This window comes from Mesorhizobium sp. IMUNJ 23232 (genome assembly GCF_044326205.1).
GTDB lineage: Bacteria > Pseudomonadota > Alphaproteobacteria > Rhizobiales > Rhizobiaceae > Kumtagia.
In genome coordinates, this window is the sequence record NZ_JBIRCY010000105.1 from 1 (window position 1) to 13,782 (window position 13,782).

A 13,782-nucleotide genomic window follows, 5' to 3' on the forward strand; every position below is an offset into this window, starting at 1 on the left:
GCCGGGAATGACGACAGTCACCTTGCGTTTCAGCTAATCGTCAACGTCGAAGGTTAGCTAAGGCAGACTATGACTGTCGTCATTCCCGGCCTCGTGAGCGACCGAAGGGAGCGGAGAGTGTCGGGAATCCATGCCTCAGCATTGCGGATGTCAGAGCCGGTCAAGGTAATCGACTTAGCTACATGCTTTCGCCGTCGCGACGGACCGTGATAGCCCTTGTCCCGAGACAGACGGAGCCGGCCACTTATGCCCTCGGACCAGACCGCTACGAAACAACCCGGCCCCAGGCGCATCGAATGGCTCGACGTGGCGCGCGGCGTGGCGCTGCTGGCGATGGCGGTCTACCACATCACCTGGGACCTCGAATTCTTCGGCTACGTGCTGCCCGGCACGACGGGTTTCGGCGGGTGGAAGCTGTTTGCCCGCTGCATCGCCTCAAGCTTCCTGTTCCTTGTCGGTGTCAGCCTGATGCTGGCGCATGGACGCGACATCCGCTGGGCAAACTTCTGGCGACGGTTCGCGATGGTCGCCGGCGCGGCGCTGGCGATTTCGATCGCCACCTACGTCGCCATGCCAGGTGCCTTCATTTTCTTCGGCATCCTTCACCAGATCGCGCTTGCCAGCCTGCTCGGCCTCGCCTTCCTGCGGCTGCCGGCGGCATTGACCCTGCTGGTTGCCGTGGCCGTCGTTGCGCTGCCGCAAGTCTTCCGGGCCGAATTCTTCAGCCACCCAGCACTATGGTGGGTCGGCCTGGCCCCCACCAACCCGCGCTCCAACGACTATGTGCCGCTGTTTCCCTGGTTCGGGGCCGTCCTGCTGGGCATTGCCGCCGCGCGGTTCGCCGTCGATACCGGCCTGACGGCGCGCCTCGCCACGCTCAATCCGGGGCGCTGGTCGAACCCACTGCAATTCCTCGGCCGTCACAGCCTCGCCTTCTACCTGATCCACCAGCCGGTGCTGATCGGCTGCGTCTGGCTGTTCTCGCAAATCTTCCCGGCCGCACAGCAGACACCGGAGGTCGGTTTTCGCTACGCATGCGAGGCGAGTTGCCAACAGAGCCGAGACGAAGCCTTCTGCGCGCGCTATTGTGCATGCATGCTCGACGAACTCGAAGCCAATGGAGACCTGCCGAAGGTGCTTTCCGGCGACGGCAGCGCGGAACTGCGCGAGCGCGTGACGAACCTCGCCGGCATCTGCACCGCGACGACCGAGGAGAACAACCTGGAGGATCCGGCGCCATGACCACGCCCCTCACCGCCCCGAACCGCGCGCCCTGGCCGCCCATCGTCTATCTGGCGGCGATTGCGGTCAGCATCGTCCTTTTGATCGTCTATCCGCTGCCGTGGATCGAGGGCCCGCTCAACGACATATTGTTCGCCGCGGGCTGGCTGCTGGCGGCCGCCGGCGCGTTCATCGGCATCGCGGCGGTGCGGGTGATGCATAAGGCCAAGACCACGATCATGCCCAATCGCGTCTCCGAGCACCTCGTAACCTCGGGGCCATTCTCGTTCACGCGCAACCCGATCTATCTCGGCAACACCATGATCACGCTTGGCATCGGCCTGATTGTCGGAAGCATCTGGTTTCTGCTCGCCGGACTGATCGCCGCCTTCATTGTCGAGAAGCTGACAATCCGGCCTGAGGAAAAGCATCTGGAGGCGCGCTTCGGCAAGAGGTACCGGGACTACGCCGCCCGCGTCCGCCGCTGGCTGTAAGCATCGCTCCGGATACTTCGCGCTTCACGGAATGGCGTAGACGCGAACCTCACGCTCGATGCCCCGCAGGTTCCTGTCCTGCGAGACCGGCTTCAAGCTCCTGGCCTCAAGGATGCCCGCGGAGTTCTTGTTGTCCATCACCGAGCTGGTGACGAAGATCGATTGCGCGGTGGCAAGCCCCTGCACGCGCGAGGCGATGTTGACGGTCTGCCCGAAATAATCTTGCCGGTCGTTCATCATCACGGCGATGCACGGTCCCTCATGCACGCCGATCTTCAAGAGAAAATCCTGGCGGCCGCTCTTCTCGTTCAGCGCCTGCATCGCCTCGCGCATCCTGAGTGCTGCGGCGACCGCTCTGTCGGGACTCGGGAACGTCGCCATCACCGCGTCGCCGATCGTTTTCACCACCGCACCGGCCTCCGAAGCGACGATGTCCTGCAGCACCTGGAAATGGCTGCGGACCATGTCGAATGCGGTCAGGTCGCCCACCCGCTCATAGAGTTCGGTCGAGCCGCGCAGATCGGTGAACAGGAAGGTCAGGCTGGTGATTTTCAACCGCTGGTCGACCGCAACCGTATCCGTACGGTAGAGGTCGCGAAACGTCTGGTTCGACAGGAGTCGGTTGGCAGTCAGGAAAGGACGGCGCTTGGCCAGCAGATCGTGCAACGCATCACCGGCGATGAGAACCGCCGGCAGGACGCGTCCCTCGGTCCGGTTCTCGATCGAGATCCGGACCGGGCCCGGCCGCATCTCCAGCGTCTGGTTGTCCACATGCCCGCGGTCGTAGACCAGCGACAGGTTTTGCCGCTCCTTCGTCGGTTCACCCTTGACGTCGATGAACTGCACAGCATGCGTCACCACCTCGAAAACGATGATGAACTCCGCCGGCAATTGCAGCGACAGCACCACCTTCTCGCCGGGCGCCACCTCGACATCCTCGACCACCATGCTTTCAATGAGCGCTTCGTAGCCCTCTTCAGGCAGGTCGACGCCAGAACCCCAGTAGAGCTGGCGCAGATATTCGATCAGCGGCAGGTCGTCCGGCGTGTGCGCCGCGATCCGGCGGACCCGCGGGCTTACCGTGAATGTCACCTCGACCATTTCGTCCAGGGTCGGCGAATAGCCCTCGGCGCAGAGCGAGCAAACATATTCGCTCCCGGCGACGGTCTTCAGCGTTGCGTTGGAATCGAGCACACCGCCGCAGCCGGGGCAAAGCACGTTCCATGAAATGTCGAACAGCCCAATCGAGGCCGCATGCAGGAAGCCCGCGATGGTGCTCTCCTCGCCGAGGCCGCGCTTCGCCGCGAAGGCAAGTGCATTTAACCGGCAGAGATCGCGGTCGGAGCCGTCTTTCACAAGCCCTTCGATGGCTTCCGCCACGCCGGGTTCGACGGAATTGCGCAACAATCCAAAAAGGGAACTGGTCTCGCTCATCGTATGCCTCGCAAACAGAGCGCCTCGACAGATCGCTCTTCAATACGCTCTCGGGACGGCTTTTGTTACCTCTTGAATCACCACTTCCCGACAGCTTTATGTCAGGAGCCCTGGGCCGCGGCACGCGCGATCCGGGCCGCCTTCAGGTGTTGACACCGAGTTCGACCAGACGTTCGACGCAGGACTCCTCCGCCTGATCGAGTTCCGCTAGCGCCTCCTCCAGGTCGCGGCGCTTCTGGCGAAGGTCTTCTTTCTTCTCGTTGATCCGCTTGATCAGGAGCTTCAACTGCCCGACCTCGCCCGGCGGCTCCCGGTAGATCTGGATGATTTCGCGGATCTCGTTAATCGAGAAACCCAGCCTCTTGCCGCGGAGGATCTGGCGGACGAGATGCCGGTCTGAAGGCCGGAACAGCCGGGTGCGGCCGCGCCGGACCGGCTGGATCAACCCCTCATCCTCATAGAAGCGCAGGGTGCGCGTCGATATGTCGAACTCCTTGGTGAGTTCGGTGATCGAATAATATTCGCGCATGCACTGTCCTGCCGGAGGTTTCCGAAGCGGAAGCATCGCACGGCGTTTACGTAAAAGTCAAACAGCGGCGTGACGCGATGTTGCGTGCGCTCAGGCTGAATCCGGCAAAGCAGGCGCCTATGCGATCGGCGGCTGGGTCGCCTCGGATTGCGCTATCCGCTCCATCTTGCGGGCGATGCTGTCCTTCAGGTTGACATAAGGGATGTGGTCGGGTGCGAGATCGACCGCAGAGGCCGAAGATTCGAACGCACCGACGAGGTCGCCCTCCACAAGCAAAGCTTTGGCTTTGACGAAATGGGCGAGGGAGATTTTGGGATTCATGGCCAATGCCCGTTCCGCGTATGAAAGCGCCCTCTGGCTGTTGGTCTTGGACATCACAAGTATCCGCCGGGCGAAATATGCAAGCGCATCGGCGGTGGGTTCGTCACATTCGACCGCGGCTGTGGCGGCTGCGAAGGCCTCTTCGAGACGGCCCTTCGCTACATACACCCTGCTCAAAAAAAGGTTGGCTTCGCTGTCATCCGATCGTTGTCCGATCACTTTCCGCGCGAGACGCTCGGCGGTTTCCAAATCGCCGCGTTTGCGGAAATGGTGCATGGACCTTCGCCAGACCCTGGCGTCGGTGTTTCGAAGAATAGCTTCGAATTTCAACCCGTCATTTGCAACACGGGCAAGGATCGGCGCCACCTTCTCTTTCTGGCCATCGTTCAGCATCGGGTAACTGGCAAGCAACAGATCGGCAACGTCCGCCAGTTCTTTTTGGGCCCGGGCAAGAGCGCTTATTTGCCTGGTCGAGGCAGGGACCGCTTCGTCTGGCTGCGGAACGGCGGCCTGGAACGACGCCATATGCTCTTGCATACGGTGTGCAATCTGGTCCTCCCGGGTTACGTCGACCCAAAACTCATTGATAAGGTAGCCAAGTTGGCGCCGCACCTTCTCGGTCTGCTCGGCAGGCTGATAAAGGAGAACCGACTGAAGGTCATCCAGCGCCGACAGCCGGCAGGTCATATGGGCGTATTCGCTGCGAGCCAGGCTGAAGACCTGCTTGCCATGGACCAACGCCTCCACGCCCACACCGGAGTTCGATACGAGCACAGCCCGGCACGAAGCGATCAATGGATGGATCGATGCACGGCTGACGTGAATGAAGGGATGGTCCGCCAGGTTGGCCAGCACGCCGTCTATGACCTCCGACTCGCAAAGCGGGTGCCGCTTGAGGACGACGTGACGCTCATGTCTGAGTGCCAGTTCAGCCAGCTTGCCGACAATCTCGAACTGGGGGAATTCACCCAACTTGAGAACCTCGTCGGAATTGACCTGCAACGGATAGAAGATGAAGTCGCCGTATGCTGAAATTTCCGGCTCTATATCTCCTGACGGCTGACGCAACCGCGAAAGATTGTCCTCCTCGAACTTCGCCTTGAAGAGCGAGATGACCTGATCGGCCTCACCGAGGTCGAATTCGGCGCTTTGCTCCTGCAACTCGGTATCAATCGCCATGCTCGACCAACCGCTGTAACCGCACCGGTCAAAGTACCAGCGTCCAGGCAATGCGCCCGCCTTGACGCAATAGGCGTTTGGACCAAGATTTGCATTGTGATATGTATAATATAATCCGTCATTGAAAAATGAATCATGTTCATTGATACGATAAGAATGCGGCCTTTGCAAAATTACATCGAGCCGGCTATCGACCGCGGCAGCGATTATCTTTTGGTATACGCCCCTTATTTCGACGTGATCGAGATAAGTATCAACAATGAAATTGTTCGGAATCTCGATGTATATTTTCATGGCCCACGATATTCAATTCAAAGTGCGGCGCTCAACCAAGCCGCCGGATGTCCCCATTGAAGCCTTCCCCAAAACCTGGAGGAAGGAACTCACTGATGCGATCGATATCACCGTTGTCAAAAACCAGGCCGGCGGGTTCAATTCGACGCTTCCGAACGACCACGGATATGTTGTAGCCATACTGCCGAATCCATGGCTCGCGGCAATCGAAGCCGGCCAGCACCAGATTGTAGAGAACGAGGCCGGCGTTCCATAGCGTAACGTGCCCACCGACGATCTGGTGCTTTAGTGGCGGCACGGAGATGGCCACGCAACCTCCCTCGCGAACCACATCGTTGACCTTCCGCAGGAACGCATTGACGTTCAACTGGTGCTCCAGAACGTGCGAGGCGATGACGCAGTCGAATTGTTCGGAGAACGCAAGTGCGAGGAAATCACCCCGAACGACCGCGCTGCCGTCTTCCTTCATCTTGAAGTAGTGGCTTTCCCCGTAGTCGAGCTCGGTGACGATCTTGCCGTGGCGGCGTAGCGAATCTGCCTGTTCGCCGGCCCCGCTGCCGATATCCAGCACGGTCGAAAACTCCCGCGCGTCGACCAGATGCTGAATCATGAGGCCGCTGAATTTCATGGTTCGGAATTCGGGGCGAATTTCCGACAGCGTGAGTTGCTCCGCTGCTTTCTCCCGATGCTCGACCTTCCCGGAAATGTGCGATGCGTCCCTCCAGGCCTTGTGGGAGTCCTCATGCTTTCGCAGCCGATTTGCGATCACGGCGTAGAGAGTAACGCCGCCAAGATGGTTGGGGCGTTTCCTCCGAAACAAGCGGATTTCTTCGTATGCATCCTGGAGTTGGCCTTTGCGCAGAAGCAGATCGGCCTTCAGGCGCATCAAATCCAAGGCTTGATCATTGTCCGGCATCCTCTGTGCCGTTTCCCATATCTGCTCGATCGTGCGCCACGCCTCTTCGTCCCGGCGCAGCCGGCCCTGCCAGACAGCCAATCTGTGGGCCCCGCCCAGCCAGTTGGGTTTGTCGCGAACGGCCTCAGCAAGCAACGCGACGGCCGCATCCGTAGCCCCATATTTCCAAAGGAAAGTCGCGTATCTCAGGTCATCCGCGGAACTTCGCAATTTCGGCTTTCGCCGAAAGACCTGGATGGCAGCTTCGAAACGATCGGATCTGGACAGGAGCCGGAACGTGAAGCCGGTATCGGCCAGCCATTCCGACAAGGCCTTCCATTCGCCATCGGCCCAGCAGGGATAAACACCCGCCCCCTTCCAGTCACCAATTTCATCGAAGACGATGACCGCCCCGTCGACGATGCGGTCGGTCAATTCCGACAAGACGTATTTTGCGGCGCTGTAAAGATCGGCATCCATGTGGATAAAGCCGACCGGTCCGGGGTTTTCCGCAAGCCAAGGCCGCAGGGTTTCTTCGAAGAAGCCCGGAACTAGGCTGACATTCGGTGGCATGACCGGCAATGCCTTGAGCGCAAAATGGCCGGTCTCATAAGTACTCGCGTCGCTCCGCTTCCATGATTCCGGCAGCCCCTTGAACGAATCGAAACCGGTAAAGGCGCAGTCCTTATAGTCGAGCGCCAGTGCCCTGAGCGAGCCGCCGGTGTAGACGCCAAACTCCAGCGACAGCGTTCCGCTCGGCGCACATGCCTTTACGACCTTGAGCTGTGTCAGGCGATCCAACACGATCGCCGCATGCTGGAATGGCTCGATGCTCAGGGAATCGACACCATAGAGCCCGTTCAGCCAGGCTCGGATTGATTTGCCAGCAAGAGTGCCGTTCTGCATTCATTTCGTCCATGCGAGATTTGTCCGGTCAGACAACAACCGCTTCGCAAATTCAACACCGCCAAGCAAGGATCACGAATAAGGATGGCTGGCGCCGCCCTGCCACCGGCGGCCAGGCTTTCCAACCGAGAATCGTCCTCGTACACACTCAAGGCAGTTCCCGGCAGCCGGCAGGCTTCGGCAAGTTGCGCGAGAGGGGAAGACGTATGCCTGGTGCTGTCGCTTATGTCCGGGCGAAAGCACGTTGGCTAAAGATTCCCACTACCCCAGATGCAGCCACCATGTGGCAAGACTGAGGAAGGCGAGAAACCCGATCACGTCGGTGATCATCGTCGTGAAGATCGACGAAGAGATCGCCGGGTCGGCGCCGAGCCGGTCGAGCAGCAGCGGGATCATGATGCCGCCGAGGGCTGCCGCCAGCATGTTGATGATCATGGCGGCGGCAATCACGTAGCCGAGGTCGGGGTTCTGGAACCACAGGCCGGCGACGACGCCGATGATCACCGCGATGACCGACCCGTTGAGCAGCCCGACCAGCACCTCGCGCCGGATGACGCGTCCGGCATTGTAGATATCTAGGTCTTTTGTCGCCAGTGCGCGCACCGTGACCGTCATGGTTTGCGTGCCGGCATTGCCGCCGAGCGACGCGACGATGGGCATCAGTGCCGCCAGCGCCACCATCTCCTCGATGGTCGCACCGAACTGGCTGATGACGGAGGCCGAGATGAAAGCCGTTGCTAGGTTGACCAGCAGCCACGGCACGCGTGAGCGCGAGGTCGCCACCACGGTGTCCGACAGTTCCTCGTCGCCGACGCCGCCCATGCGCAAAAGATCTTCCTCGGCCTCCTGCTGGATGACGTCGACCACGTCGTCGATGGTCAGCACGCCGACCAGCCGCTCGTTCTCGTCGACGACCGCCGCCGACAGAAGGTCGTATTGCTCGAATTCGCGCGCCGCCTCTTCCTGGTCCATCGTGGCCGGGATGGCATGCCGCGTCTCATGCATGATCTCCTCGATCTTCACCGAGCGTTTTGTGCGCAGGATCTGGTCGAGGTCGATGGCGCCGAGCAGCTTGAATGACGGGTCGATGACAAAAATCTGGCTGAAGCGGTCGGGAAGGTCGTTGTCCTCGCGCATGTAGTCAATCGTCTGGCCGACCGTCCAGAACGGCGGCACGGCGACGAATTCGGTCTGCATACGGCGTCCGGCCGATTCTTCCGGATAATCGAGCGAGCGCCGCAGCCGGATCCGTTCGGTGAACGGCAGTTGCGCGAGAATCTCGTCCTGGTCGGCCTGGTCGAGGTCTTCCAGAATGTAGACCGCGTCGTCCGAATCCAGTTCCTGCACCGCCTTGGCGATCTGCGCATTGGGCAGATTGTCGACGATGTCGAGGCGAATCGCCTCGTCGACCTCGGTCAGCGCCGAAAAATCGAAATCCGTGCCGAGCAGATCGACCAGCGTGCGCCGCTGCTCGGGCAGCAACGCTTCCAAGAGATCGCCGAGCTCGGACTGGTGCAGAGCACCGACATCCTTGCGCAGGATCAATATGTCGCGGTCGGCGATCGCCGCGCCGATGTGCGCAACGAAGGACGGGCGGATCACCCCGTCCTCGCCATAGATGTCGGCATGCTCGGCCTCATGGCCGGCGCCGACCGGCGTCGTTTCCTCCTGGCCTTCCAACTGAGCGTCGTCCTGCAATGTCCGGATTGGTCGAGCCGCAGGTTTAGCGCGCAAGGGACCGGAATTTCAAACGAAATGCACCTGCGCACTGCCGGGGCGGACGATATGTCCGACCTGCCGGCGAGCCGCGGCATGCTCTTCGCCGACCCAGTGCCGGGGCCGCCATCATGGCGCTCCGGTCGCCGCGCCAACGCGTGCGGGACAGCGGCGGCGAAATCCTTTGCGTCGCACTTGTTTCGCCGGAACTGATTTGCTAAAGGCCGCGAGCCGGTTCCGACCGGTCTTTTCGTGACGTGCGGTCGTGGCGGAATTGGTAGACGCGCAGCGTTGAGGTCGCTGTGGGGCAACCCGTGGAAGTTCGAGTCTTCTCGACCGCACCATCACTCTCTCAGCCTTTGTGAAGTCGTCGGAATACAGCCGCTCCAGGCGGGCTGTTTGCGCCTGTTGAGCGGTGTGGCGGCCGGGTCCCCGAGAACTGGACGCGACCGTCGCGAGCGTCCATATTGACGGCGATCGGATCATTCCATGCAACGCAGCGAAATCGCCACGTCCTTCCTGCCTGTCCCAGGCTCCGCGCCCGTCGAATGGCGGGTCGAGCCCGGACTGACAGCCTACGCGCAGGCGCTGGCCTTCATGGAAGAGCGCGTCGCCGCGATCCGCGAGGGGCGCGCCGGCGAACTGGTCTGGCTGGTCGAGCACCCACCGCTCTACACCGCCGGCACCAGCGCGCGCATCGAGGGCCTGGTCGACCCCGATCGCTTTCCGGTGTTCGAAGCGGGCCGCGGCGGCGAATACACCTATCACGGCCCCGGCCAGCGGGTCGCCTATGTCATGCTCGACCTGAAGCGGCGGCGCGAGGATGTTCGCGCCTTCGTCGCGGCGCTGGAGGAATGGATCATCACCTCGCTGGCCGCCTTCAACGTGCGCGGCGAGCGGCGCGAGGATCGCGTCGGCGTCTGGGTCGTGCGGCCGGATCGCTCGCCAGCACCAGACGGTACGCCGGCCGAGGACAAGATTGCGGCCATCGGCATCCGCCTGCGCCGCTGGGTGAGCTTTCACGGCATCGCCGTCAATGTCGAGCCGGACCTGTCGCATTTTTCCGGCATCGTGCCCTGCGGGGTGAGCGATCATGGCGTCACCAGCCTCGTCGACCTCGGCCTGCCGGTCACTCTGTCCGATTTCGACGTGGCACTGAAGACGGCGTTCAGAAAAGTGTTCGGACCGGTGGCTGAAGCAGCATTGCAACCCGAGCGGAAGGCGGGCTGATGGCCGGGCGTCACGCCTTGCGTTTGCTCCCGGCGCTGGCCTTCGCCGTGCTGTTTCCGTTCCAGGCCTTCGCGCAGCAGGCGTCCGACACGGTCGCTCCTGAACAGGCGAGCGGCACGCAGGAAGTCAAGGCGGTCACCGCCTCGCGGCAGATGGTCGTCGCGGCCAATCCGATTGCCGCGCAGGCGGGTCTCGATGTGCTGAGGGCGGGCGGCAACGCGGCCGACGCGCTGGTCGCCGTACAGGCGATGCTGGGGCTGGTCGAGCCGCAATCATCCGGACTGGGCGGCGGCGCATTCCTCGTCTGGTATGATGCGGCGAGCGGCAAGATAACGACGTTCGACGCCCGCGAGACCGCGCCGGCGGAAGCCACACCCGATCTTTTCCGCGATGCGTCCGGCAAACCGATGGCCTTCTTCGACGCCGTGATCGGCGGCCGCTCGGTCGGTGCGCCCGGCGTGCCAAGGCTTCTGGAGACCGTGCATCGCCGTTACGGGACGCGGCCGTGGCCTTCTCTATTCGAATCGACGATCCGACTGGCGGATGGCGGGTTCGAGGTGTCGCCCCGCCTTGCATCTTCCGTCGCCGAAACCGCGGACATGTTCGAAAAGCCTTCGTCCGCCCAAGCCTACTTCTTCGATGCTTCCGGCGCACCTTTGAAGGCCGGCTATCGCCTCGCCAACACGGCCTATGCCTCGACCCTGCGGACCCTGGCATCGCAAGGCGCCGATGCCTTCTATAAAGGCCCTATCGCCGCCGACATCGTTCGCGCCGTACGCTCGCACCCGACCAATCCCGGGCTCCTGTCCGCGGACGATCTCGAAAACTACCGCGTCAAGGAGCGCGCGGCCGTCTGCGCTCCGTATCGCGGCTACGAAGTCTGCGGCATGGGACCGCCCTCCTCCGGCGCGATCGCCATCGGCCAGATTCTTGGCCTGCTCGAACCGTTCGACATCGCGACTCTCGGCCCGAACGACCCGGAAAGCTGGCGGCTGGTCGGCGACGCCACACGACTGGCCTTTGCCGACCGCGAGCGTTATGTCGCCGACAGCGATTTTGTCTCGATCCCCAAGGGCCTGCTCGACCCGGCCTATCTCAGGGATCGCTCCGCCCTGCTGCGGCGCCCGACCGCGCTGGCCGACGGCGAGGCCAAGGCCGGCGAGCCGCCCTGGGACAAGGCCGAACTGCGCGTCGACGGCGTGTCGGCGGAAATCCCGTCGACCTCGCATTTTGTTGTCGCCGATGCCGCCGGCAACGTCGCCTCGATCACCACCTCGGTGGAAAACGCCTTCGGCTCGCGGCTGATGGTCGACGGTTTCCTGCTCAACAACCAGCTCACCGATTTTTCGTTCTCGCCGGTCAAGGACGGCCAGAACGTCGCCAACCGTGTCGAGCCCGGAAAGCGGCCGCGCTCGTCCATGTCGCCGACCATCGTGCTCAAGGACGGCAAGCCGGCCTTCGCGCTCGGCTCGCCCGGCGGCAGCAACATCATCCCCTACGTCGCCACCACCCTGATCGGACTGATCGACTGGAAGATGGACATGCAAAAAGCGATAGCGCTGCCGCATCTCGTCAACCGCTTCGGGCCCTACGATCTGGAGAAGGGAACGAAGGCGGAGGACCTTGCCGACGACCTCACCGCGCTGGGCTTCAAGGTCGCGGTCAAGGATCTGAATTCCGGCCTGCACGGCATCGCCTGGACGCCGGCCGGCCTTTCCGGCGGCGCCGATCCTAGGCGGGAGGGCGTCGCTGTCGGCGATTGATCGCCGCCGCCGATCAAAGCGCTCCGATCCACAGCGAAACGGTGATCAGAAAGGTGCTCATCGATACCAGCGATACGACGTCCTGGATGAAATCGGTCATCACTCTCTCCTGTTTCGAATTTGTTTATAGTTTGTTCTAATTTTGTTCGATCGTCAATCAAAGAACAGAACGGAAACGTATAATCCAGGCCGGCAGCGATTCGGTGGTTAACGGAAGGTTGACGGAGGTTTCGAACCGGTAAATTCCGCTGGGGACAACGTCCATCGTCGCCGAGGCGCGAAAAATCCGCGCCGGCCATTGATTTTCGGCGTTTCAGATTCGGAGCAGCCCCGTCACGACGTATCGCGCCTCGGCGGCTCCAGCGCGTAGTACGCCATCGCATTGGCGTGCGCCAGGATCTCGTCGACCTCGCGGATGTTCTTCCGTTTCGGCGCATCCGGATCGAAGCGCGGCAATCTTCCGCCGGGCGGTCGCCCGCGACGGAGCGGCGAAAAACGCCGGAACCGCACCGGACCAGGCTTGCCCTGCGCGGCCGCCGCATCGCGGGCCGCCCGATCTCGCGCAAGAGCGGCGTCGTTGCGCGCCTTCCAGCGGGCAAAACGTTGCGCCTGAGCGGGCAGATCGTCCAGCGCCCGGCCGAGCGCCTCCAGCCGGAGCGTCAGTTTTGCCGCGTTCATCGGATCGTTCTGCGATGGCGGCGGCGGCAGGAGGATGCGTGGCGCGTCGTCGTCGAGCGACCGGATGCGCGGCACGGCATGCGCCGGAACGTACTTGCGGCGGATGCGGAAGGGATATTTCAGCGCATCGAGCAGCGAAAGGTTTTGTCCACGCGGCCTGGCAGTGCGCCGTTCGGCGGCCTTCCGCTCGGCCTCAAAGCGGGCAAAATCCTCCTGCGACAGGGCGACGGCGAGGCCGAGGCGGTGCATGGCGGCCACCGTGTCGGCAATCTTTGGCTTCGGTTTTCGCGGACGAAACGGCGGCAGCGTCACCACGATGCCTTGCGCTGTCGCGATGATCAGGCGGCGCGCGGCGGATTCGGCCGGACGCAGCAACAGCAGAATGGCGCGGTAGAGGTGACGGGGCAGGCAGAGCGCCGGAGACGGCTTTTTCCGCCCCGTCTTCCCCGTCCGTCCCGGCCTTGGGGCGACAGCGGCGTCCCCGAGCACTAGGGACAGCGGCCTGCCAAAACCCATCTCGGCCATGCCGACGAGCATCAGCAGGATGTGCTTCAGCGATTCCCGGTATCGCTCGATTGTCGTACTCGCGTCTCCGAAGTCCAATGCCGCCTCCTTTCGTTCCCGCGAGGGAACCGGCGGCAAGTATGAGGCAGGTTTTGGGGAGGGGGATGAGAAGGGGATGAAAATCGTGTTCGACGGCGTTTCGCGTGTCGGGCGAGAGAAAGCGCAATCAGCAAAAACAATGGCTTGGTGGTGCAGGCCGGCGGGTGGCCAAGAAAATTTTTCGTGTGGCGGTGATTTTTCATCCCCGTTTTTAGGGCGTCGTGCTCCATGTTTTGGGGACCGTCGGAGCGTTTCGTCACTGCTACGGCATGGTTCCTGGGGTCTGCGCACTCGCTTCGCTCCTGCTCCGCCCCAGGATGACGAAGGCGTTGGTTTTCCGCCAATCGCCAACGTTGGCGATTGGCGGAAGCGCCCGACGCGTCGTTAATGCCAGTGGCTGCTTGCTTCGACCGTCGGCGCCGCCCCTCATCCGCCCTTCGGGCACCTTCTCCCCGTGAAGGACGGGGAGAAGGAGGCTGGCCGCAACGTCGCCGCTTGTCCCTTCTCCTCGTCCTTCAC

Annotated in this window: 10 protein-coding genes and 1 tRNA gene; 5 read left to right on the top strand and 6 right to left on the bottom strand. The window is 62.3% G+C overall.

Translation table 11 applies throughout. The features are described from left to right. Positions 1–246 precede the first annotated feature (246 nt). The gene (locus ACH196_RS36365; RefSeq protein WP_396651695.1) at positions 247–1,242 is read left to right on the top strand and encodes a heparan-alpha-glucosaminide N-acetyltransferase; all 996 of its coding nucleotides are present in this window, start codon (positions 247–249) and stop codon (positions 1,240–1,242) included. Further along, positions 1,239–1,715 (top strand): methyltransferase family protein, encoded by a 477-nt coding sequence (locus tag ACH196_RS36370; protein WP_396651696.1) that lies wholly within the window; start codon positions 1,239–1,241, stop codon positions 1,713–1,715. The genes ACH196_RS36365 and ACH196_RS36370 overlap by 4 nt, the downstream gene beginning before the upstream one ends. A 24-nt stretch (positions 1,716–1,739) precedes the next feature. Here the strand turns inward: ACH196_RS36370 and ACH196_RS36375 are convergent, their stop codons facing one another. The 5 genes from ACH196_RS36375 to mgtE form a co-directional block, all read right to left on the bottom strand. Further along, positions 1,740–3,149, bottom strand: a complete 1,410-nt coding sequence (locus ACH196_RS36375; RefSeq protein WP_396651697.1) for an adenylate/guanylate cyclase domain-containing protein — start codon at positions 3,147–3,149, stop codon at positions 1,740–1,742. Positions 3,150–3,291: 142 nt separating this feature from the next. After that, positions 3,292–3,678 (bottom strand): MerR family DNA-binding transcriptional regulator, encoded by a 387-nt coding sequence (locus ACH196_RS36380; protein ID WP_396651698.1) that lies wholly within the window; start codon positions 3,676–3,678, stop codon positions 3,292–3,294. A 117-nt stretch (positions 3,679–3,795) separates the two neighbouring features. Next, positions 3,796–5,472 (bottom strand): tetratricopeptide repeat protein, encoded by a 1,677-nt coding sequence (locus ACH196_RS36385; protein WP_396651699.1) that lies wholly within the window; start codon positions 5,470–5,472, stop codon positions 3,796–3,798. Between the two features lie 31 nt (positions 5,473–5,503). Next, positions 5,504–7,273 carry a methyltransferase domain-containing protein gene (locus ACH196_RS36390; RefSeq protein ID WP_396651700.1) on the bottom strand — a complete coding sequence of 590 codons (1,770 nt, stop codon included), beginning with the start codon at positions 7,271–7,273 and terminating at the stop codon, positions 5,504–5,506. 261 nt (positions 7,274–7,534) lie between these two features. Beyond that, positions 7,535–8,953 (bottom strand): magnesium transporter, encoded by a 1,419-nt coding sequence (gene mgtE, locus ACH196_RS36395; protein WP_396651701.1) that lies wholly within the window; start codon positions 8,951–8,953, stop codon positions 7,535–7,537. 295 nt (positions 8,954–9,248) lie between these two features. Here mgtE and ACH196_RS36400 point away from each other — a divergent pair. The 3 genes from ACH196_RS36400 (at position 9,249) to ggt (ending at position 11,982) form a co-directional block, all read left to right on the top strand. After that, positions 9,249–9,333, top strand: a tRNA-Leu gene (locus ACH196_RS36400). Positions 9,334–9,478: 145 nt separating this feature from the next. After that, a complete protein-coding gene (gene lipB, locus ACH196_RS36405; RefSeq protein ID WP_396651702.1) occupies positions 9,479–10,219 on the top strand; it encodes a lipoyl(octanoyl) transferase LipB in 741 nt (246 codons plus the stop codon). After that, complete coding sequence (gene ggt / locus ACH196_RS36410) at positions 10,219–11,982, top strand: gamma-glutamyltransferase (protein WP_396651703.1); 1,764 nt, start codon at positions 10,219–10,221, stop codon at positions 11,980–11,982. The genes lipB and ggt overlap by 1 nt, the downstream gene beginning before the upstream one ends. Positions 11,983–12,315: 333 nt before the next feature. On the opposite strand, the gene ACH196_RS36415 is transcribed toward ggt, so the two are convergent. After that, on the bottom strand, positions 12,316–13,263 hold the full coding sequence (locus ACH196_RS36415; protein ID WP_396651704.1) for a hypothetical protein: 948 nt from the start codon (positions 13,261–13,263) through the stop codon (positions 12,316–12,318). Positions 13,264–13,782 lie beyond the last annotated feature (519 nt).